Source organism: Micromonospora sp. URMC 105 (assembly GCF_051386295.1).
Taxonomy (GTDB): domain Bacteria; phylum Actinomycetota; class Actinomycetes; order Mycobacteriales; family Micromonosporaceae; genus Micromonospora.
Window position 1 is genome coordinate 92,092 of sequence record NZ_JBPQTL010000007.1, and the last position, 20,926, is coordinate 113,017.

General features: G+C 70.0%; 19 protein-coding genes and 3 pseudogenes. 12 read left to right on the plus strand and 10 right to left on the minus strand.

The genetic code is table 11. From position 1 onward, the window contains the following. Window positions 1-32 precede the first annotated feature (32 nt). Window positions 33-1,670 (minus strand): ribosomal protection-like ABC-F family protein, encoded by a 1,638-nt coding sequence (gene abc-f / locus ACSNN7_RS04590; protein WP_436679358.1) that lies wholly within the window; start codon window positions 1,668-1,670, stop codon window positions 33-35. Between the two features lie 247 nt (window positions 1,671-1,917). Next, window positions 1,918-2,643, minus strand: a complete 726-nt coding sequence (locus ACSNN7_RS04595) for a hypothetical protein (protein ID WP_436679360.1) — start codon at window positions 2,641-2,643, stop codon at window positions 1,918-1,920. A 302-nt stretch (window positions 2,644-2,945) separates the two neighbouring features. Between ACSNN7_RS04595 and ACSNN7_RS04600 the strand changes: the two genes are divergently transcribed. The 3 genes from ACSNN7_RS04600 (at window position 2,946) to ACSNN7_RS04610 (ending at window position 6,207) form a co-directional block, all read left to right on the plus strand. Continuing rightward, complete coding sequence (locus tag ACSNN7_RS04600; RefSeq protein ID WP_436679361.1) at window positions 2,946-5,189, plus strand: hypothetical protein; 2,244 nt, start codon at window positions 2,946-2,948, stop codon at window positions 5,187-5,189. 106 nt (window positions 5,190-5,295) lie between these two features. Continuing rightward, complete coding sequence (locus ACSNN7_RS04605; protein ID WP_436679362.1) at window positions 5,296-5,676, plus strand: VOC family protein; 381 nt, start codon at window positions 5,296-5,298, stop codon at window positions 5,674-5,676. A gap of 114 nt (window positions 5,677-5,790) precedes the next feature. Further along, window positions 5,791-6,207 (plus strand): nuclear transport factor 2 family protein, encoded by a 417-nt coding sequence (locus ACSNN7_RS04610; RefSeq protein ID WP_436679364.1) that lies wholly within the window; start codon window positions 5,791-5,793, stop codon window positions 6,205-6,207. Window positions 6,208-6,474: 267 nt separating this feature from the next. Here the strand turns inward: ACSNN7_RS04610 and ACSNN7_RS04615 are convergent, their stop codons facing one another. Continuing rightward, window positions 6,475-7,869, minus strand: a complete 1,395-nt coding sequence (locus ACSNN7_RS04615) for a S8 family peptidase (protein ID WP_436679366.1) — start codon at window positions 7,867-7,869, stop codon at window positions 6,475-6,477. Between the two features lie 268 nt (window positions 7,870-8,137). Continuing rightward, on the minus strand, window positions 8,138-8,635 hold the full coding sequence (locus ACSNN7_RS04620) for a MarR family winged helix-turn-helix transcriptional regulator (protein ID WP_436679368.1): 498 nt from the start codon (window positions 8,633-8,635) through the stop codon (window positions 8,138-8,140). A gap of 122 nt (window positions 8,636-8,757) precedes the next feature. On the opposite strand from ACSNN7_RS04620, the gene ACSNN7_RS04625 reads away from it, so the two are divergent. Both ACSNN7_RS04625 and ACSNN7_RS04630 read left to right on the plus strand, forming a co-directional pair. After that, window positions 8,758-9,831 carry an alkene reductase gene (locus ACSNN7_RS04625; protein ID WP_436679369.1) on the plus strand — a complete coding sequence of 358 codons (1,074 nt, stop codon included), beginning with the start codon at window positions 8,758-8,760 and terminating at the stop codon, window positions 9,829-9,831. Between the two features lie 10 nt (window positions 9,832-9,841). Continuing rightward, window positions 9,842-10,753 (plus strand): NADP-dependent oxidoreductase, encoded by a 912-nt coding sequence (locus tag ACSNN7_RS04630; RefSeq protein WP_436679370.1) that lies wholly within the window; start codon window positions 9,842-9,844, stop codon window positions 10,751-10,753. 340 nt (window positions 10,754-11,093) lie between these two features. On the opposite strand, the gene ACSNN7_RS04635 is transcribed toward ACSNN7_RS04630, so the two are convergent. Continuing rightward, on the minus strand, window positions 11,094-11,993 hold the full coding sequence (locus tag ACSNN7_RS04635; RefSeq protein WP_436679371.1) for a hypothetical protein: 900 nt from the start codon (window positions 11,991-11,993) through the stop codon (window positions 11,094-11,096). Window positions 11,994-12,440: 447 nt separating this feature from the next. Then, window positions 12,441-13,514 (minus strand): LysR family transcriptional regulator, encoded by a 1,074-nt coding sequence (locus ACSNN7_RS04640; RefSeq protein ID WP_436679373.1) that lies wholly within the window; start codon window positions 13,512-13,514, stop codon window positions 12,441-12,443. A 751-nt stretch (window positions 13,515-14,265) separates the two neighbouring features. Here ACSNN7_RS04640 and ACSNN7_RS04645 point away from each other — a divergent pair. From ACSNN7_RS04645 to ACSNN7_RS04660, 4 genes are all read left to right on the plus strand, one after another. Next, entirely contained in the window at window positions 14,266-14,799 is a 534-nt protein-coding gene (locus tag ACSNN7_RS04645) for a hypothetical protein (RefSeq protein WP_436679375.1), read from the plus strand. 589 nt (window positions 14,800-15,388) lie between these two features. Beyond that, entirely contained in the window at window positions 15,389-15,580 is a 192-nt protein-coding gene (locus ACSNN7_RS04650; RefSeq protein WP_436679376.1) for a hypothetical protein, read from the plus strand. A gap of 405 nt (window positions 15,581-15,985) precedes the next feature. Then, the gene (locus ACSNN7_RS04655) at window positions 15,986-16,126 is read left to right on the plus strand and encodes a hypothetical protein (RefSeq protein ID WP_436679378.1); all 141 of its coding nucleotides are present in this window, start codon (window positions 15,986-15,988) and stop codon (window positions 16,124-16,126) included. A 37-nt stretch (window positions 16,127-16,163) separates the two neighbouring features. Further along, entirely contained in the window at window positions 16,164-16,631 is a 468-nt protein-coding gene (locus ACSNN7_RS04660; protein WP_436679379.1) for a hypothetical protein, read from the plus strand. 212 nt (window positions 16,632-16,843) lie between these two features. Here ACSNN7_RS04660 and ACSNN7_RS04665 read toward each other — a convergent pair. Beyond that, window positions 16,844-16,981: pseudogene (locus tag ACSNN7_RS04665) on the minus strand (IS110 family transposase); the annotation flags it as partial. 851 nt (window positions 16,982-17,832) lie between these two features. On the opposite strand from ACSNN7_RS04665, the gene ACSNN7_RS04670 reads away from it, so the two are divergent. After that, window positions 17,833-18,381 (plus strand): DUF4262 domain-containing protein, encoded by a 549-nt coding sequence (locus ACSNN7_RS04670; RefSeq protein ID WP_436679381.1) that lies wholly within the window; start codon window positions 17,833-17,835, stop codon window positions 18,379-18,381. A gap of 105 nt (window positions 18,382-18,486) precedes the next feature. Here the strand turns inward: ACSNN7_RS04670 and cutA are convergent, their stop codons facing one another. Further along, complete coding sequence (gene cutA / locus ACSNN7_RS04675) at window positions 18,487-18,807, minus strand: divalent-cation tolerance protein CutA (protein WP_436679382.1); 321 nt, start codon at window positions 18,805-18,807, stop codon at window positions 18,487-18,489. Then, window positions 18,800-19,270: a hypothetical protein gene (locus ACSNN7_RS04680; RefSeq protein WP_436679383.1), complete on the minus strand. Its 471-nt coding sequence runs from the start codon at window positions 19,268-19,270 to the stop codon at window positions 18,800-18,802. The genes cutA and ACSNN7_RS04680 overlap by 8 nt, the downstream gene beginning before the upstream one ends. Here ACSNN7_RS04680 and ACSNN7_RS04685 point away from each other — a divergent pair. Continuing rightward, window positions 19,245-20,018: pseudogene (locus ACSNN7_RS04685) on the plus strand (replication initiator); the annotation flags it as partial. The gene ACSNN7_RS04680 and the pseudogene ACSNN7_RS04685 sit on opposite strands and share 26 nt — an antisense overlap. A 10-nt stretch (window positions 20,019-20,028) precedes the next feature. Then, a pseudogene (locus tag ACSNN7_RS04690) lies at window positions 20,029-20,178 on the plus strand (tyrosine-type recombinase/integrase); the annotation flags it as partial. Between the two features lie 393 nt (window positions 20,179-20,571). On the opposite strand, the gene ACSNN7_RS04695 reads toward ACSNN7_RS04690, so the two are convergent. Further along, window positions 20,572-20,926 (minus strand): tetratricopeptide repeat protein (locus tag ACSNN7_RS04695; RefSeq protein ID WP_436679385.1); only part of this gene is annotated, 355 nt, incomplete at its 5' end.

The following is a 20,926-nucleotide window of genomic DNA, read 5'->3' on the forward strand; positions in this document are numbered from 1 at the left end:
CCGAGGATCGGCCGGCGCGCCGGGTGAGCGCGTCAGTCGGCCTCGGGCGCCCCGATCTCCCGCAGCCGCCCCTCGGCGAGCCGCAACCAGCGGTTGACCCCGATCTCGGCGAGGAACCGCTCGTCGTGGCTGACCACCACGAACGCCCCCTGGTACGCGGCGAGCGCGCTCTCCAACTGGGCGACGCTGACCAGGTCGAGGTTGTTGGTCGGTTCGTCGAGCAGCAGCAGTTGCGGCGCGGGCTCGGCGCACAGCACGCAGACCAGGGTGGCGCGCAGCCGCTCCCCACCGGAGAGCACCCCGACCGGCAGGTGGATGCGCGAGCCCCGGAACAGGAACCGGGCGAGCAGGTTCATCCGCTCCGCCTCGGGTGTCCCGGGCGCGAACGCGGCCAGGTTCTCCGCCACCGTGCGATCGAGGTCCAGCAGGTCCAGCCGCTGCGACAGGTACGCGATTCGCCCGTCGGCCCGCCGCACCTGCCCGCCCTCCGGTTCCAGGTCACCCTGGACCAGGCGGAGCAGGGTGGACTTGCCGGCGCCGTTGGGCCCGGTCAACGCGATCCGCTCGGGCCCCCGGATCATCAGGTCGGCACCGTCGCCGGCGAACAGCGCCCGGTCGTCGTAGCGGACCTGCATCCGCTCACCGAGGAAGACGGTGCGTCCGGCGGGAACGTTCGTGCCGGGCAGGTCCAGCACGATCCGCTGCTCGTCGCGGAGCGCGCGACCGGCCTCGTCGAGCCGGGCCCGCGCCTGGCTGACCCGGGCGGCGTGCGTCTCACCGGCCCGGCCCGCCGACTCCTGGGCGCCCCGCTTCATCGTCCCGGCGAAGATCTTCGGCAGCCCGGCGCTCTTCAGGTTGCGGCTGGCGTTGCCGGCCCGCCGTTCGGCCCGCTCGCGGGCCTGCTGCATCTCCCGCTTCTCCCGCTTGACCTCCTGTTCGGCGTGGCGGACGTTGCGCTCGGCGACCTCCTGCGCGACCCGCACCGCCTCGGCGTACGCGGTGAAGTTGCCGCCGTAGGAGCGGACCTCGCCCCGGTCGAGTTCGAGGATGCGGTCCATCCGGTCCAGCAGCGCCCGGTCGTGGCTGACCAGCAGCAGGCAGCCCGACCAATCGTCGAGCAGGTCGTAGAGCACGCGCCGGGCGTCGAGGTCGAGGTTGTTGGTGGGCTCGTCGAGCAGCAGGACGTCGGGGCGCTTCAACAGCTGCGCGGCGAGGCCGAGCGAGACGACCTGGCCGCCGCTGAGGGTGTCCAGGCGGCGGGCCAGGGTGACGTCGGCGAGGCCGAGCCGGTCGAGCTGGGCGCGGCTGCGCTCCTCGACGTCCCAGTCGTTGCCGATCGTGGTGAAGTGCTCCTCGCTCGCGTCGCCGGCCTCGATCGCGTGCAGGGCCCGCAGCGCGGGGGCGACCCCCAGCACCTCGGCGACGGACAGGTCACCGGCCAGCGGCAGGCTCTGCGGGAGGTAGCCGAGCACCCCGGTGACGGTCACCGAGCCTGCGGTGGGCCGGCACTGGCCCGCGATCAGCTTGAGCAGGGTGCTCTTGCCGGCGCCGTTCGGGGCGACGAGACCCGTACGACCACCGGCGACGGTGAACGACAGGCCGGTGAAGACCGGGGTGTCGTCCGGCCATGAGAACGACAAATGGGAACAGACGATGTACGCGTCGGACATGAGAGGAACCTCGACGGTGATGCGGGCGTGCCAGAGCCGCCCGGGCGGGCAGTGGTCGACGAGGGCACGGCCTGCCGGCGGCGGGGCGCTTGCCGCGCGCCTGCCGGTGGCCGCACACGTCCGGTCTCACCCGGAGATGTCGTCGTCACCCGCCATGTCTGGCCCCCTGCTCCGATCACCGGCCGCCGAGACTACCAGCAGACCCGGCGCCGGGACGGTCGTGACGTCACCGGGAGGGCTGCGCGGGTCACTGGAACCGGACGTCCTGCAGATCGATCGAGACGATCACCGTGCTCTTGTCGGGGCGGCGCTCGGCATCGGTCAGGTAGACCAGGCGGCGGGTCGCGACGAGGATGCCGTCGTACCCGCGGGGGTCGAAGCTGTAGTTGGCGGCGACGGGCGCACCCGGGCCGAACACCTCCGGCACGTAGTCGTGCCGGCGGACGTGCCCCTCCGCGTCGACGTAGTAGGTCTGCTCCCGGCTGTGCGTCGCCACCTCGTCCGGGAACACCACCCGCAGGGCTCGCCAGACCTCGCCGTCCTCGTGGTGCGGTGCCAGCTCCTCGATGCGGTACCCGGGGGCGGCGAGCAGGAACGGCTCGGTCAGGTAGTTCCACATCGCGTACCCGTTGAAGTACGCCAGGTGCAGGCGGTCCCACGGGGTGGCGATCTCGTGGCCCGCGAAGGAGTCCCTCGGCCGGTCCCGTTCCTCGACCACCTCGCCCGTCCCGGTCTCGATCACGACGCGATCCGAAGTGACGACGCTGCGCAGGTCGGGCCGGCCGAACGGGGTGGTGCGGGCGACCTGACGGTGCAGCTCGGCCTGCGTCACCACGTCGTCCAGCACGCCCTCCTGGCCCTTGAGGCCCCACAGCGCGCCGCCGCCCCGCACCCGCGCGCTGACCGAGGTCAGCTCGTTCCACCGCTGCATGCCGCCGTGCGCGGCGATGACCTGCTCCAACAGTTCGTGCACGTCAGCTCCCGGTTCTCGTGGTGGCCGGCACCCGGCGTCGGGACCGGCGCCGACATCGAGGCGAGCCGTGTGTCTCAAGCCGTCGGCTCCCGCTGGCCCGGCGTACCAACCATCCACGCTAGTACCGCTGAGCTGCGGCAAGGCGCGGTTCACGGGTCCCCGGCGGACCGGGAGGATGCGACGAGCGCCCTGGTTGACGGCCCGCTGCACGGGTACTCCCCCGCGCCAGCCGGTGCCGGTGCGGCCCGTCCGTCCGGCAACCGTCCCGAGCTGCTGGCCGCGCCGCCGGGGGTCGCAGGCCGATGTCGGACACCTCACCGCCGTCCGGGAAGCAGGACCCGCCGGACGACGTCATCGAACTGCGGGTCCACGGGGTCTCGGGCGCGGCCGCCGAACAGGTGCTCGACCGCCCGCACGCCCACCAGGTGGCCGGCGACCGCAGCGGCGGCTTCTACCGGCCCCGACCGGGCTATCCGGACAGCACCGGGCCGGGCGGCGTGGTGCTGGAGGCGTACCGGTGGAGCGACCTGCCCTCGGGCACCGCCACCCGGACGCTGTCCCTGGTCTTCCTGCTGCCGTTCATGCTGAGCAACGTGGCGATCTGGATGCGCCCGGCCCGGCGGGGGCCCGGCTCGGGCGTCAAGGTGCTGTGCCGGCTCCTCGGGCTCAACCTCACCGTGCTGTACGTCCTCTCCGCCGCCGGCGTCGCCCTCGACCTGATCGCCTGGAAGTGCATGGACTCGTCGCGCTGCCTGATGGGCCGCGCCTGGCTGTCCTGGCTCGGCGGTCGACCGGTGGGCCTGCGCCTGGCGGTGCTGGCCCTGCTGCCGATCGCCGCGGTCGTACTGGTCTGGCTGCTGGGCGCCCGCCCCGGCCGCTCGTACGACGCCTTTCGGATGCAGGTGGGCGGGCCGGAGGGCGACCGGCTCAGCGCCGTCGGCCAGTGGGACGCCATGCCGATGGTGGGCCGGCTGCGGGCGATCCACATCGCCGCCGCGTTCGCGATGCTCGACCTGACCCTGCTCGCCGCGCACGGCGCCACCGATCCGTCGGTCGTGACGCTCGCCCTGGCCGGCCTCGCCGTACTCGTGCTGATCGCCTGCGCGGCCCTGCTCTGCGCGCCCGACCTGCTCGAACGGGCGGGCACCGCCCGTACCGTCGACCGGCTGGCCACCTGGCTGCGGGCGGTGGCCTGCGCCCTGACGGTGACGGCCCTCGGCGTCGTCGTGCTGGACCGGAGCCGGTGGCCGGCGTCCGACGGGCTGCCCGGGTACGGCCGCATCGTCGGCTGGGCCTTCCTCAGCCAGATGGTGCTGCTGGCCGTGCTGGCCGTGCTGGCCCTGTGGCGCAGCGCAGACCGGGAGCGCCGACCGGCGCTGCTGCACGGCCTCGGCGCGCCGGTCATCGCGGCCTTCGCGGTCGGTCTGTCCGGAGCGTTCTCCGCCGAGTTGGTGTACCGGACGGCCTACTTCCTCAACCGGCGGGCGATCACGGGACGCGCGAACGACCTGGCGGACCCGCCGCTGGCCTACAAGTGGGCGCTGTTCACCTTCTTCCTGACCACGATCGTGGCGGTGCTGATCGTGGCGGCGCTGACCCTGCTCTCCCGGCGGGCGCGCCGCCGGGCGGCGGCGGAGATCGTCGCCCGGGACTTCCCGGACGCCCCACCGCAGGCCGCTGAACGGATCCGCCGCATCGAGAAGATGATCGCGCGGGCCCGGTTCACCGAGTGGCTCGGCCCGCTGGCCCTCGCGTACGCCTGCCTTACCGCCCTCGGCCTGGTCACGGGGCTGCTGGGGTTGTTCGGCCTGCAGCCCAGCCCGCTGGCCGAGCGTCTGCTGGGAGTGCCGGGCGGGTTCGTGAACTTCGGGCTCACCATCGGCAGCTACCTCATCGCCGGCGTCGTCGTCGCCCTGGTGGTGGGCGGCCTCTTCGCCTACCGGACGGCGGAGTTCCGCCGGTACGTCGGTGTGGTCTGGGACCTGGGCACGTTCTGGCCCCGGGCGGCCCACCCGTTCGCGCCGCCCTGTTACGCCGAACGGGCGGTGCCGGAGCTGGCGAAGCGGATCTGCTACCTGGCCGAGCGGCACCGCGGCGTCCTGCTCACCGGGCACAGCCACGGCTCGGTGCTGCTGGCCGCCACGGTGCTGCAACTGCCGCCCCAGGTGCAAGCACGGGTCGCGCTGCTGACCTACGGCTCCCCCCTCGACCGCCTGTACGCCCGCCTCTTCCCCGCCTACCTGGGCCGGGACGTGCTGCACGAGGTGGGCGAGCGGCTCGACTGGCGCTGGCTGAACCTGTGGCGGGAGACCGACCCCATCGGGGGCTGGATATTCGCCGCGCACCGGCCCGGCGACCCGCCGGCGCACGCCGACCCGAGCGGGCAGGTCGACCGCCGGTTACGGGACCCGGAAGACCTGCTGGCGCCCCCGAGCGACAGCGTCCCACCTCCGGTGCAGGGGCACTGGCCGTGCGAGTCGGACGAGCGGTTCGCCGCCGCCGTACGCGAACTCGCCGACCGGCTCCGCGCCCAGCACCACGGCTGAGGTGGGGGCTGGGACGGCACGATCGCGGTCGGCGTTCCCCCCTGGCCGCGACCGGCGCCCCTGCGTCCGGATGCGCCGAGCCGGCGGAGGCACTAGCTTGCGCGGCATGCATCGCAGCCGCGTCCACGCCGTCCTGATCGACGCCCCGCGCGCGGAGGCCGCCCGGGCGGCGGCCTTCTGGTCGGCCGCGCTCGGCGTCCCCGCCGAGGCCGACCCGGAGCATCCCCAGTTCGTCGACCTCCACGGCGCCCTGCCCGGACTGGTCACCGCCGTGCAGGCCGTCGACGACGCGCCCCGCTTCCACCTCGACTTCGAGACCGACGACGTGGCGGCCGAGACGGCACGGCTGGTCGCCCTCGGCGCCACACAGGTGGCCCGGTGGCGGGACTGTCACGTCCTGCGGGTGCCGGGCGGGCACCTGGTCTGCGTGCTGCCCGTGGCGAGCGCGCCGGAGGTCTTCGACTCCGGGGCGACGACCTGGCCCTGACCCCGGTCCGGCAGGGTGCGTCCGCGTCGTCCGGCACCCGGCGGCTCGCGCCGGTGCTAGCGTCCAGATACGCAGGTCGACAGGCAAACCTCCGTTCGGACGGAAGGTTGAGCTATGGACGAGACCGTCGCACGGGCAATGATCAAAGCCCACTTCGCGGCCTCCAACGTCAGCGCACCCGGCGGCGGGCCGGGAGACGACATCGCCCGCGCGTCCGAGATCTACGCCGACGACGCGGTGGTCGAGTGGCCCCAGGGCGGCGAGCGCCTGCGCGGCAGGGCCAACATCACCGCCTTCCGGTCCCGCTACCCCGCCCGACAGGAGTTCCAACTGCACCGGACCATCGGCTGCGGGAATCTGTGGGTCAACGAGTACACCATCCGGTACGACGACCGGCCCATGATGGCCGTCGGGATCATGGAGTTCCGCGACGGCAAGGTCGTCCGCGAGCGGATTTACTTCGGGGAGCCCTGGGAACCACCGGCCTGGCGGGCCCAGTGGGTCGAGCGGATGGAGCGGCCCACCAGCTGAAGGCAGCCGGCACTTCCTCTACACGCCGCCCCACCTCCTCTGCCTCCCCGTGGTGCCGGATCTGTCAGTTTGCAGGCGGGCGTTTCCGTCGATGGGGCAGGCCGCCTGCCCCCCCCTGGCAAACAGCTGGCGAAGAGGAGGCCGGCCGTCGACCGGTCTCCCCTTCGCCTGCTGTGACATCAGGTCCTGCCCGTGCGCAGGTACGGGTCCTCGTGTCAGCGTTGGCCCCACGTCATGGCGAGGTCCACGACGCGGAGATCTGCCGGGTCAGACGGCCCCGACGGTGGCCGCCGCGTCGGTCAGACCGGCACCACAGCCGCCGGAACAGGTCCCCGGGATGGCTCGGGCGTTGGCCTTGAGGGCCGACTCGACGCCCGCCGGGGTCAGGGTTGGCGTCTTGGCGAGCATGAGCGCCGCGATCCCGGCCACGTGCGGCGCCGACATGCTGGTGCCCATGTACGCCGTGTAGCTGGGGCTGCCGGGCGTGGTCGTACCGGCGTTCATGGTGGACAGCACCCCGTTCTCGGGGGTGGTCCGGGAACCCGCGGGATCGGTCTCCAGGCGTACCTCGCCACCGGGCGCGGACACGTCCACACTGGTGCCGTAGTTGGAGTAGAAGGCACGGTTGCCGTCCCGGTCGAGCGCACCCACCGTGACGACGTTGGTGCAGCTCGCCGGGCTGAAGCCCCTGGCGTCGGCATTGCTGTTGCCGGCCGAGACCACCACCGTCGTGCCGCGGCGCACCGCGGAGGTGATGGCGTTCTGGTACGTCCGGCTGCACGCACCGCTGCCGCCCAGACTCATGTTGATGACCTTCGCCGGCGTCGTGTTGGCCGGGATGCCCGAGACCGAGCCACCGGAGGCCCAGACGATCGCGTCGGCGATGTCGGACGTGGTGCCGCCGCACTTGCCGAGGACGCGGACATGCTGCACCTTCGCGGTGGGCGCCACCCCGGCCACCCCGACGCCGTTGTTGCTGACCGCGGCGATGGTGCCGGCCACGTGGGTGCCGTGCCAGCTGGAGTTGCTCACCTTCGAACCGGTGCCGCACTCACCGGCGGTGGCGTTCCAGTCGCCCTCGTCCTGCGGGTTCGCGTCACGGCCGTTCCCGTCGCGCGCGTTGGTCGAGCTACTGATGAAGTCGTACCCGGCGACGGTGTTGGTGTCCAGGTCGGGGTGCGCCGTGCGCCCGGTGTCCAGCACCGCGACGACGACCCCGCTGCCGGTGGTGGTGTCCCAGGCGGCCGGCCCGTTGATGCCGGCGGTCGTCTCGTAGTAGTGCCACTGGGCGGGGTAACTGGGGTCGTTCGGCGTCGACAGCGCGTACATGGGAGTGTCCGGCTCGGCGTACTCGACGTCGCCGCGTGCGGCGAGCGCCTGCAGGAGGCCCGAGGTGCGGGCGCTGGCCCGGACGACGTGCGCGCCGGTCGCCAGCCGGCGGGTCTCGGTGAGGCTGACTCCGAAGCGTCCGCCGAGTTGGCGCAGGGCCCCGCCGCGGTCGGCGCCGGCGGTGAACTTCACGATGTACTGGTTCGTCGAGCTGTCGGCGGGTGCCGGTGACGGCGCGGGAGCCGCCGACGCCGGGACGGTCAGCGCGGTGGTGGCCGCGAGGGCCGCCGCGGCCGCACCCGCCACGGCGAGGACTGGACGCGTTCGTGTCACGTTTCCTCCCAAGCAATGTCCGCCCTGGTGAGCGGCAACGACCGGACGTTAATCGACCGATAACAATGCCGCAATGGGGTGTCCGTTCCGACGCCCTGGGCCGGTCGAGGGCTGTCCGCGGCAGGGAGTTCGCCGGCGCCAGCCGAGCGGCGGAGCGACCGGTCGCGGTCGGGCGCGAGCCGTCACCCGAGGTTGGCGATCCCGCTCGCCCGGTCGGGACCTCCGTGGCGGTGTACCGCCACGCCAGGCTGACGTGGACGCGAGGCGGCTAGCGACCGGAGCTGGGCTCGTGGTCCGGCTCGGGCGCCGTGAGGTTGTCCTCCAGCCGGTGCACGACCCGGAGTGCTTCGCGCTGTTCGTCGGGGGTCATCTCGCCGACCGTACGGCGTTCGAGGTCTGCCCAGATGCGCTCGACCTGCTTGCGCAGGACGAGGCTGGCCGGGGTGGGTTCGACGCGGGTGGCGCGGCGGTCGTCGGGGTCCGGGACGCGGCGTACGTAGCCGGCCCGTTCGAGGCGCTGCACGGTGCGGGTCATGCTGGCCGAGTCGGTGTCGAACTCGTCGGCGAGGTCGGTCTGGCGCTGCGGCCCCGACTCCCACAGTCGCATCATCAGCAGTTCCTGGCCGGGGTGGAGCCCGACCTCGCGGAGCAGTTGACCGGCGAGCATCCGGTGCGTCCGGGCCAGCCGGAAGATGGCGTGGCTGATCGGCCCGCCCACTGCGGCACCCGGCCGCCGCCGCTCGATCGGCACATCCTCTGCCCTCACGCTGCCAGATTACCTGTTCAGGGCAGGTGTGGTGTCCGTCACCTACTCCTCCGAAATAACAGACCGGCTCCCGCGCATTTACCTGTGCAGGACAGCTAATTTCAGTACGAGGGAGACGGGACATGCCTGGAGCATTCGAACCGGTCAGCATCGGCCGCTACACGGCCCGCACGCGGGTGGTGCTGGCCCCGATGACGCGCAGCCGGGCGTACGGGCCCGGGGCCGGCCCGACCGAGCTGATGGCGGACTACTATGCCCAGCGCGCCGGCGCCGGATTGATGATCACCGAGGGTGTGCAGCCCTCGCCGGTCGGGCAGGGCTACCCGAACACCCCAGGCCTGCACAGCGCCGAGCAGGTCGCGGCCTGGCGGCCGGTGACCACCGCGGTACACGAACGGGCCGGCCTGATCTTCGCGCAGCTCATGCACACCGGCCGGATCGGCCACCCCAGCCTCTACGAGCAGGAGCTGACGCCGGTCGGCCCGTCTGCGGTGAAGGCGGCCGGCACCGTGTTCACACCCGGCGGCCCGAAGGAGTTCGTCACCCCGCGGCCGCTGGACCGCGCCGGCATCACACAGACCATCGAGGACTTCGCGTCGGCAGCCCGGAACGCCATCGCCGCGGGCTTCGACGGGGTTGAACTGCACGGCGCCAACGGCTACCTGCTGCACCAGTTCCTCTCCACCAACGCCAACCGGCGCGACGACGACTGGGGCGGCAGCATCGCCGGGCGCGTCCGGCTCACCGTCGAGGTCGCCAGGGCCGTCGCCGACGTGATCGGCGGCGACCGGGTCGGGCTGCGGATCTCCCCGGCCAACCCCTACAACGACATCGTGGAGGAGGGGCACCGGGAGACCTACCTGGCCCTGCTCGACAGGCTGAATCCGTTCGGCCTGGCCTACCTGCACGTGGCTGAGGGGCCGGACACGGAGTTCACCGGCCAGTTGCGGCAGCGGTGGAACGGGCCGCTGATCCTCAACCCGTACACCCCGGGCGCCTACACCGCGCACCAGGCGCTGAAGCTCGTCGAGACCGGCGCCACCGATCTGGTCTCCTTCGGCGCGCTCTACCTTGCCAACCCCGACCTACCCGACCGGCTACGGGCCGGCGGCCCCTTCAACGTCCCCGACTACAGCACCGCCTACGGCGGCGACCACCGGGGATACACCGACTACCCCACTCTCACGAAGGTCTGAGGAGACAGCGATGAAGGCAATCACGTTCGACACGTTCGGCGACCCCGAGGTACTGCACATCGCCGAGGTGCCGCTTCCCGAGCCCGGACCGGGCCAGATCCGGGTGAAGGTCCGCGCCGCCGGCGTCAACCCCGTCGATGGCAAGATCCGCAGCGGCGCGATGCAGGCCGTCTTCCCCACGCCGCTCCCCGCCGTACCCGGCATCGAACTGGCCGGGACGGTGGACGCGCTCGGCGACGGGGTGACCGGCCTCGCCGTCGGCGACCGGGTCTTCGGCTGGGCCGACCCGCCGACCGGCTCATACGCCGAGTACGCCCTTGCCACCACCTACGCCCGGCTCCCCGACGGCCTGGACTTCCCGGCGGCGGTGACCCTGCCGGTGGCGGTGGAGACCACCAACCGCGTACTCGACCAGCTCAAGGTCGCGGCCGGAGAGACCCTGCTCGTACACGGCGCGAGCGGCGCCGTGGGCCAGGTCGCCGTGCAGGTCGCCGTCTCCCGTGGCGTCACGGTGATCGCCACCGCCGGCGAGAAGAACCAGGATCGGGTACGCGCCCTCGGCGCCCTGCCGACCGTCTACGGCCCGGGCCTGGTCGACCGGGTACGCGCCCTCGCCCCGAACGGCGTCGACGCGGTGCTCGACGCGGCCGGCAAGGGCGTGCTCCCCGACTCGATCGAGCTGCGCGGCGGCACTGACCGCATCATCACCCTCGCCGATCCCGAGGCCTACCGCCTCGGCGTCGTCTTCGCCGCCGGCCCGGACGAGCGCTCCGCCGACGATCTCGCCACCTTCGCCGACCAGTTGGTTGCAGGCGAGGTGCAGACCGCCGTCGCCGCGGTCTACCCGTTCTCCCAGGCCACCGACGCGCACCGGCTCAGCGACAGCGGCCACGCCGGCGGCAAGGTGGTCCTGGTTCCCTGACCGGGCACGGGTGGTCGAGCCCTCGCTCGGCCACCCGTCGTCACCACACCGCGCAGTCCCGCGCCCGCAGGCTAACGCCGGGGCGCGGGACCGGTTTTGATCAGCTACTAGGTGTGTGGAGCCGGCTTGTCCGTGCGTCCGGTCGCGGCACCGCGCCCTGTTGGTACCCGACCGTCAGCAGGACTCGCCCCGACAACACGGGCCTCGGACCCGACCACCCGCCACAACCTTGCCCACTCACGCAGGCGGGCGAAGACTAGCAGCGGTGGCCTCGCAGGGGGTGCTGCCGAAAGAAGCCGGCGGGCTGGCGATAGAGGAGATCGACCGGCCCGGTTCGCGGTCAGTGGTGGAGGATCTCGACCTGGATCGCACCGCCGAGCGCACCGGCGGGACAGATCGCCACTAGGGCTGCCATCACAGCGAGGACGACCCGGGGCCCACGTTTCATGTCCGGGTTGAGGCGGTAGACCGCCGTCGCCATGAGCAGGAGTCCGGGAAGCATCATCAGGAAGGAGCGTCCACCCTCGGCGGTGCTGGTCGCCCCGACCATGAGCACGAACGCGATCGCGAGGAGCCACGGGTCGCCAGGGCGAGGCGGCGCGACCTTCAGGTCCTCGGCTTTGATCTTGAGTGCATCGGCCAGCTCGCCGCGAGTTCGGGCGGCCTGAACGGCGACCTTCACGTCCGCCAATTCGTCGGTTCTCAGCTCCCCTGCGGCCACTCGCAGCATGAGCGTCGCCAGGACGTGCTGCCTGTCCCGTTCGGTGATCAGCCGCTGAGCGATCGCAGGGGGCCGCCCGGCATCCTCGACGACCACGGGTTCGCACGTGCCGGTGTCAAAATACGACATCTGCCGTGCCCTCACGAACACGAGGTCGCCCGCCCGCAGGGGCAACGGCCGCGACACAGTCCAAGTGGGCTTCCGCCCGGACTTACCCAGCGGCTCGAGAGTGATCCGCGACTGCCCGCCCTCGATCGTGACGCCGTCGACCACGTGCGTCTTCCATCGACGGTCGCGCAGATCGCCCGGGCGCTGTCCGACACTGAAGTCACGGACGTGGGGTGCCCGGCGACCAGTGACCGTCGTCACCTGCCGCATGGGATTGTCAGTGCACGGATGCTTGGGCCACGGCGGCCCCAGGTCATCGAAGAAGACGCGGCTACCGAGCTCATTGGCGTAGAAGTAGACCGCCGCGCCGCAGATCGGGCAGCGAGCATTCGGGCTGATCCACCCCACCACGCTGCTAGAGGTGCTCGCGGGGCCTCGCGGTGGCGTCGCTGACGCTGTGAAGGATGGTCTCGCGTAGCTCCGCCGAAGCGACGCGGAGGACCCACCAGACGAACGGTTCACCTTGTGAGTGCTCACCCAGTGCCGAGTGCCGCCCGAACCGGTCCGCCAATGCCCGCGACGCCGGTACGTCGTCACCAGATCACCGCCAGGCGCTGCGTCAGCATCGCTGAAGGATAGTCACCGTCGCAATCAGGACGATACGCAGGTGATCAACTGGGGTTACGGTCTCTCCCATGACCGAACGGGTGGAGGTGAATCTGCCTGCGGCAGGGGCACTCGGCCGACATGAGCGAGCCGCCGGATTTGGCGGCTACTCGATCCGTCACCGGACTGAGACGGCGGCCGGTCAAGAACCCGCCCTGACATCGGGTCCGGGCGGTCGGGATGCTGTACCAGTCACCCCTCGCTGGACAAGGCAGAATCAGGCCGGCCCCTCGCCCCCCAATCATGGTCAGCACGGCCTACCACGGTGCGTGCGGCCTGGAGCAGGGCGGTGAGGGCAGGGTTGTCGCCGCGAGGGAGCCAGGCCAGGGCCGCTGTGGACGGCGGTAGGTCGATGACATCGACGTAGGCGACGCCCCGACGGGTGTAGGCGTGGCGGGCTTCGGCGGGCAGGAAGGCGATGGCCTGGCCACGAGCGACCGCCGACAGCAGCGCTTCCATGTCCCCGGCCATCGGCCCGTACCGGACGGCACTGCCGTCGGGGCGAGGGTTGACCGTCCAGAAGTCCCACCACTGTCGTAGTTCCGGGATCGGGACGTCGACCATCACCCGGTCAGACATCTGCGCCAGGGTCAACGGCGCCTGCGTCACCAGCGGATCGTCAGCGGGCACGCAGGCGACCCGGGGCTCAGTCGACAGGTGCAGGCTCCGTAGCCCTGGCGGCAGCGGCGGACGTAGGAACGCCGCGTCCACGTCGCCCCGGGGTAAGGCGTAGACCTGCTCGACGAAGTGGACCGAGCGGATCTCGACGGTGATCCCGGGGTGCTGGGTGGACAACTCGGTGAGGATGGCGGTCGCGTAGGGCATGAAGGCCTCCCCGCCGATGGCTCCGATCCGCAGCTTGCCCTGGGTCGTCCGAGAGTACGCGGCGGCGAGGTCTTGTAGCCGGGTCATGGCGTCGACCGAGTCGCGTGCCTTGGGTAGCAGAGCCTGACCCGCAGGGGTGAGCTGCACCTGGCGGGAGGAACGGTGCAGCAGGTGGACATCGAGCCGGTCCTCCAGTGCGCGGATCTGCTGGCTGAGGGCCGGCTGGCTCAGGAAGAGTCGTTGGGCGGCCCGACCGAAATGCAACTCCTCGGCCAGGACCAGGAACAGCCGCAGTTGATGAAGGCTGGGTTCACGCGAGGCGGATGGGAACCGGGGTTGTAGCCGCCCGTCAACACACTGACGATCCATAACGAAAAACTTATCAATCTCCACCGAATCGCCATCACCCAGCGCCTGTACGACGGGCGGGTCTGCGGGCATTGTTCGGGTAGGGCGACTCGCAGGGGACCGTCCGGCATTCGTGCTGCCGCCCCCGTGCTCAAGGCCACCGCCTGGTACGCACCGGTGCCTACCAAGGGTGGTTTGAGGATCGATGAAGACAACGCCCGCTGTGCGGTACGCAGCCGGCGCACCGCTCGAATGCTGGTCGTCACCGACACTTCACGGGGGTGTGTCGTTGGCTGGCCAGCCCCGAACAGAGGCGACGTCGTGCCCGCCGGCCACCGTCGTCCCGGCAACTCGGGTGGCACTCGCCTCGACAGACGGTGCGGGTGCCGCCCGGGCGGTCTGTCGACCCCGGCTAGAACGCGCCCGCAGCCGCACAGCGGCGAGGAGCGGAAGCGGTGCGGCGCTAGGGGTAGTCCGACTGCCTCCACGCCAACGACGTGCGGCAGGCTGAGTATGGGGATCAGTGGGACCCGCAATGGGTGGCAGCAGGATGAGCGGGTTGTACTAGCGAACCGCAGAACGGCAGAGATGATCGATGTCCGGATCCTGGCGAAAGATGATGCCGGGCAGGACTACACCGCCGAGGTCGCTAGTCTCTGGCCGAATCAGAAAGGCCACCCGGAAGCATGGCCCGAGTGGCGGCTCGGGACATGGACTGGTTGATCTCGGCGGAGGCATACGCCGGCCGAGGCTACGTGCAATGGCCAGCGGCCCTCTGAGATTTTGAGTCAATTACCCGATAAGGTGGTTGCTGCAGCCCATGCTGCGAGGATGATGCGCCAGCATGGACCAGCCAACCGCCACCTTCATCGCAGGCATGGTTTCCGCATTGGGGTCGACGACTGTCGGTCTAGGCGGCCTAATCTTTGCCATGCGCAATACGAGCAAGACCTTGGCGTATCAGCGCGACGAGGCTGCCGCGGCCCGCGAACACGAGATCCGGCTCCGCAGGGACACGGAGCACCGAGAAGACCAGCTTCGTTGGCATCGTGAGCGACGAGAAGCATACGGGACGTTTGCTGTTGCCGCAGGCAAGGCTCGCCAGGGAATGCTAATGAGGGCACGCGATACCGAGCCTGCGGATGCCCTCGGCACCAATCTTACGCAATTGAGAAATGACCTGTTCGATGCGTTCTCGATGATCCAGCTAATCGGCGCACAACCGGTTCGTCATCGCGCCTCATCAGTGCTGACGTTCGTTGATGAGGTGATCGCCGGAGCGGCCTATGACGACGAGCATTGGGTAGAAAAGATCTTGGGGTTCAGGGCGGCAGCAAGGGATGACCTGGTACCTGGCAAAGTTTCGCCCGAGAAATAGCGTGCTTACAGCAGAGGCACCGAGCGGACACGGGCGATCGAGGCAAGGGCTACCGTCGGCTGCAGAACTTGACCGCTCCACTAGCCTCGTCCCGCACGTAGTATCGCGGTCCGCGAAGGTACGTCCTTGCTCGCTGGTGCAGCCGCTCCACAGAGTCCTGACGCCTCGCTCACACGCCCTGTGCGGAAGGTCCGCCCCCGCGGCAAGGCTCTTCGCACCCTTGGAGCGGCTAGGTGCGGTTCTGTGTGGGTGGCGCTCCCCGTCGGTGCTTTGTTGCTCCCTTCGGGCATCGTTCAGACGCAGCCTGCTTCGGCCGGCGCTGTCCGAACCGTTGTCGTCGGCGTTGCTGTCAATGATCGAACATTACGCAGGGCAGCGATCTCATGATCGTCGTTGGTATCTTCGCCGGCATGAGTCGCAGGGTGCGGGGTGGTGGCCGGTTGAAGCGGCGGCCGGTGTCCGAGGAGGAACGCGCGAGGGCGGTTGAGGAGTACAGCGAGGCGGTGGGCCGCCTGCAACACTCGGCCTTCCGGAACCTGCGTACCTCCATCGCGAACGTCGCGATCTTTTTGGGGTGGTGTCGGGCTGGATGATGCTGACCGGCGATGCCGAACCCGCTGCACTCGTGCCCATGTCAGTGTCCATCGTCGGTGGAGTGCTCGGTGTGAGCACCTACGTCGTACGGCGGCAGCCTTTCGCTCGGTACCTGCTCATCGGCGCAGTTGTGCTTGCCGTGGTGGGCTTAGTTGGCACCGTCATCGTGTCGCAGGTGGCGCAGTGACCCTCGTCGTGGAGCCTGCGGCTCTGGCGGGCTTCGCGCGGCAGGTCGCCCGGGCGGCCGGAGACGTTGGCGAGATCCGTGACTACTTCCGCCGGTACGCCGAGGCGGGAACCGGCGGAGAGGCGTACAACGTCGCCAAGGCGAGCCACGAGCATGCCGTCAACGTCATCGAGGCCACGCTCAAACGCCTGGCCGGCCTGCTGGAAGCTTCCGCCCCCGAATTCACCGCCGCCGCCACCTACTACCGCACCACTGACCTGACCGCTGCTGCGTCCATGGACCGTACTCTCCCGGCCGCGGCCGACCGGTGCATCACCCGGCTGAAACCGCACCGACCGCCACCGCCTACACCGTGGCGGCGACCGCGACGCCAACCGCGCCCTCTGGCGCATCACCCTCGTCCGCATGCGCTGCCACCAACCCACCAAGGACTACGTCACCCGCCGCACCGCAGAGGGCAAGACCAAGACCGAGATCATGCGCTGCCTGAAGCGCTACATCGCCCGAGACACCTACCGGCTGCTCACAGCTGGCCGCCCGAATTGAGCGTGCCTGAAGCCTCCGCAGGGACGATCATGTCCAAGTGCGCGAACTGACCTGGGACGACGTCGCCGAATGGTTCGAGCCCGACGGCTCGTTGCTCGACGCCTACGTCCTCGACGCCAATGAAGACGACTGGCAGCGGGTGATCGACCTCGTGCGCTCCCAGGGATGGCGGTTCGACCTCACGGCCGAGGGCCAGCCCCTGCCACTCCCGCAGCAGGTCACCGACATCTTCGCCCGCCGCCGCTCCGAGGCGGCCGTCACCATGCACATCTGGCCAGCGCCCCACGTCATGGTCAACACCCACTTCTTCAGTGAAGACGAAGTCGAGTTCGACTTCGACCGCACCGAGCTGCAAGGTCAGCACCAACTGGACATCCTCTGCTCCTTCATGCGCAGCCTCGGACGCCAGCTCGGAAAGCCGGTGCGCCTCACACCGGAGAACAGCCCGCAGCACCCCTTGATCATCTACTCACCCACGGACGATCAGTTCACCTCAACCACATGACGGAAATAGGAGCGTCCATTCCGCTGGCAGCCGGCTGTCCGACTCCGCTTGATGCGTTACACGGTGGCTTCACTTGATGCGTTGCGCGGTTCGTGGCGGCGGGGTCGCCTAATTGATCTCGCATGTCTCCGAGTTGGTTGGCACAATCGCCGGATGCACGAGCCGATCCATGTGGGCTTGCCGTTCCGCTGGGATCTGGTCACGCCCGACCACAGATCCGCGTAACCGGCAGTGTTCGCGGGGAACTCGGCGTCGGCCAGGAACCCGCCGGTGCTGTCGATGATGGCGGCGTGGTGGGTGTCGCGGTGGGTGTCGACACCACCGATGAGAACTCGCTTCTTGGCTGCCATGCTGGTGAGGTCCGCCCTTCTCGGTCGCGTCGAGAACACGTGGACACGTCACCGGTCAAGCGAGCGGACAACACAGTGGTGGGCGCCTCTCGCACAAGCTCCTATCAGGTCACGACGCCTGACCGGTGACATGCAGCTCCCCGGAGCCACCGAGCCGGCCGACGAATCGGGATCAGGACAACAACGTCGGTCTGCCGGTGAGTCAGACCAACCCGGCGACCCACCCCACCATCCTCACTGTCTGCCGCCGACCCGCCCTTCTGGGGAGCGGGCCGCCGCCCGGTCCGCCACCTCAAGCGGACCTTGACGCAGGTTCGGACGCTGGCGGGTCGGGCGGTGGTCTGCTCGGCTTGCCCGGGTCGATGGCAGGCGGGATGGCCTACCGCAACCACCCACGGGCCGCGACCCGCCGACGCAGCCCCGACCATCCTGGAGCCGGAGCGCCCCCGCCGGAGGCGCAGTAACCGCAACCCCGCGACCGCCGTCAGCTCGCCGACGCGGCCGGCGTGCGCTCCCCTACGCCCCGCGCGGTGCTGGCCGCGCGGCCCGGCCGACTGCCGGCCCACCACCCCACCAGTTGACGGCCTGTCGTTCTGCGGCGGCCCTTGGGCTTTCCGCTTCCGCGCCAGCCGCCGGGCGTGTTGCGTGGCCGGAGTCGGAGCGCCAGCGGAGCGACGGACGCGCGCCCTGGCGGCGGCGCGTGCGGCCCGTTCAGGGCCGCCTTGAAGACGTACAGAAAGTTCTCACCACCTCGCCGGCAGCCGGCTGTCCGGTCTCGGGACCTGCGTGACAGATCGGTCTCAGGACCTCCGTGACACCTATGCCACGAGGGCAGCCCGTACGATCGCGGCGTGAATCAAGCCGGGTCGCCCTGCCGCTGCATCCTCTGCCACGACTACGGCGACTCCGACGAGCGGCACCCGATGGAACTGACCACGATCAGGCACGTCCAGCAGCACGGCTGGAGCGTCATGACGATTCCTGAGGACGACAAGGGACCTGGCTGGGCCTACACGATCGGACTCTGGCACACGCACCGGATGCCGGAACTCGCCATGTTCGGCCTGGATGTTGAGCTAGCGCAGACGTGCCTCAACGAGCTGGGAGACAAGGCAAGCGACGGCGTCTCCCTGGAGGCCGAGCAGGCACGCGACGATGTCATCAAGGGATACCAGGTCCATCTCAAGTCGATCGACTACCGCTGGTACAAGGCGTTCTTCGGTCGCGCCATCGCCTTCTACCGCCGGCCGCCCATCCCCTTCCTGCAAGTCGTCTGGCCCGATCGGCAGGGCCGCTTTCATTGGCACGACAACAGCGACGAGCAACTCCATCGACGTCAGCCTCAACTCTGGAACCGCCCCGACGACCATCCGGCGGGCGTCTGGACCCAGGACCTTTAGATCTTCTAGCCGGACGTGTCACCCACGTTCTGAGACCGATCTGTCACGCAGGTCCTGAGACCCGACACCGCCGGCAGCCGGCCGGTTAACGGCTCGCTCCGGGGCCTACGCCGTGGTCTCGTCCAAGACCCATTGCAGGTAGGCGGGGTTACCGTCCGCCACGGGCAGGGCGATGACGCAGGGCACCTCGTAGGGGTGTTCCTCGTTAACGCGTGCCGTGATGGCCTCGACCAGGCTCGCACGGGTGTGCAGTGCCACCCGGGCCTCCGGCTCGTCGTGCACGCTGCCCTGCCAGCGGTAAATCGAGCGGATCGGAGCGACGTTGTGCCCGCAGGCGGCAAGACGGTCGTCGACCAAGCGACGAGTGAAGGCGGCAAGCCATTCTGCGTCTGGGCCGGTGATGATCACCTCGACTACGTCAGTCACTGCCGCTCTCCTGGCTCTTGAGTTTGTCGATGATGGAGCGTGCTTCCTGCTCGCTGTGCGCCATGCCGCCGAAGCCGCTGACGATCTTCCCGTCGTAGCTCAGCCCGACCCAGCGACCGGTCATCTCCTGTCCGTGCGGGTGGAGCACGAAGTACATCGTTCCCTTGGACCGGACGGAGCCGTCGTTCGCCGTGTACCAGCCCATCAGAATTTCGTTGTCCCACAGGCGGAGTTCGCCCCGCCAGTGGTAACCGCCGTCCTCCACGTCGATGCCACGGGTGACGGTCTGAAGCTGGATCAACTCGCCCTCTTGGCGGAACTGCACTTCTTGGGCGGTGATCACCTCCTCGCCATCCTTGGACGTCTGCCACGACGCCCACCAAATGCCGGAGAGGTTGACCCGGTGGCTCGGGATGCCGGCCAGCTCGCCGACGGAGATCTGTAGCGCGTTGGCGATCGCCACGGCAACTGACAGCAGCGGCTGGGACGAGTCCGCCTTCCTGCGCGCCACCGATCCGCGGGTGTTCGACTGGCTGGATCACGTGAAGGCAGCCGCGGGATGCTCCCACCCGATCCGCCTGGCCGGTGAGGTCGCCACCATCGACCGGGCCACCGGGCAACTCCTGTCGGCCGCTAGGACCGAGGACATGCCGGACGGGGAGATTTACAAGCCGTGCGGCAACCGCCGCCACCCGGTCTGCCCGTCCTGCGCGCGCACGTATCAACGCGACGCCTACCAGCTCCTGCGTGCCGGCCTCGCCGGCGGCAAGGGCGTCCCCGCCACGGTCGCCGGGCATCCGGCGGTGTTCCCGACCTTCACCGCCCCGTCGTTCGGCACCGTGCACACCCGCATCGTGAAGCGGCACACCTGCGGCAACCGCCGCCGCTGCGACTGCCGGGCCGAACCCTGCCACCCCCGCCGCGCCACCGACCCCACCGCCCGACCCTGCCAGCACGGCCAGCCCACGGTCTGCTGGGCGCGGCACGAGGACGACGATCCCCGGCTCGGGCAGCCGTTGTGCCTGGACTGCTACGACCATGACGCCCAGGTCGTGTGGAACCACGCCGCCCCCGAGCTGTGGCGCCGCACCACCATCGCCATCACCCGCCACCTGCGCGCCCGCGCCCACGCTCTCGGCCTGCCTGCGGTGGAACAGGTCACCGCCTCCGGCCGGGTCCGCCGGGTGCCACCGGTCAAGCCCTCGTTCGGCGCAAGGTCGCACGGACAGTGGCATGAGCCTTGAACAGATCGCGGACCTCTGCGGCCACTCCGGTACGACTGTCACCGAGAGCGTCTACCGGCATCAACTTCGGCCGGTGCTCCTGGGCGGCGCAGTCGTCATGGACCGGATCTTCGACGCCGAGGCGTAGTCACTCAGTCAGTCACCCAGGTACGACAAGGGGGCCGTCTCGATCTTCCGAGATGGCCCTTCACCTGCGTCGGGACGGCCGGATTCGAACCGACGACCCCTTGACCCCCAGGACGCCGCGTTAGACGTTCGCGCACGTCAGCCACGATCTGCCCATGTGCGAGGCGTCGGCTGGGGCGCTGCCCGTGGGCGTACCGGCAGGACGTGTGGTCCCCGGGTGGTCCCCATCGAAGCAAGCCGGATCAGTAGATCCTCGACCGAAGCACTCACACCGAACCAGCGCATTAAGAGTCACGATCTTGGCCACAGTCGGGCGTGGTTCCCTCGGCTCACCGTAGGTGCCGAAGGGGCGCTCGGCTGGCTCTGGCTGGCTCAGCTTCTGCCGGGATTGCTGTCACTTACTGTCTCGGCTCAGACCAAGAGCGCGCCAGAGCTTGAACAACCAATTTCTTCGCCGGCCCACCGCTCGGTAGGCGTAAGCGAGGTTGTTGCGCGAGATCAGGGTGTCGGGATGGTCCGAGCCGAGCACCCGCTCACAGTCGGCCAGAGTGCGCTGGTGCAGGCCAATCGCCTCGTCCAACCGCCCCACCCTCTGGTAGGCGGCGGCGAGGTTGTTGCGCGAGATCAGGGTGTCGGGATGGTCCGAGCCGAGCACCCGCTCACGATCGGCCAGAGTGCGCTGGTACAGGCCAATCGCCTCATCCGACCGCCCCACCCTCTGGTAGGCGCCGGCGAGGTTGTTGCGCGAG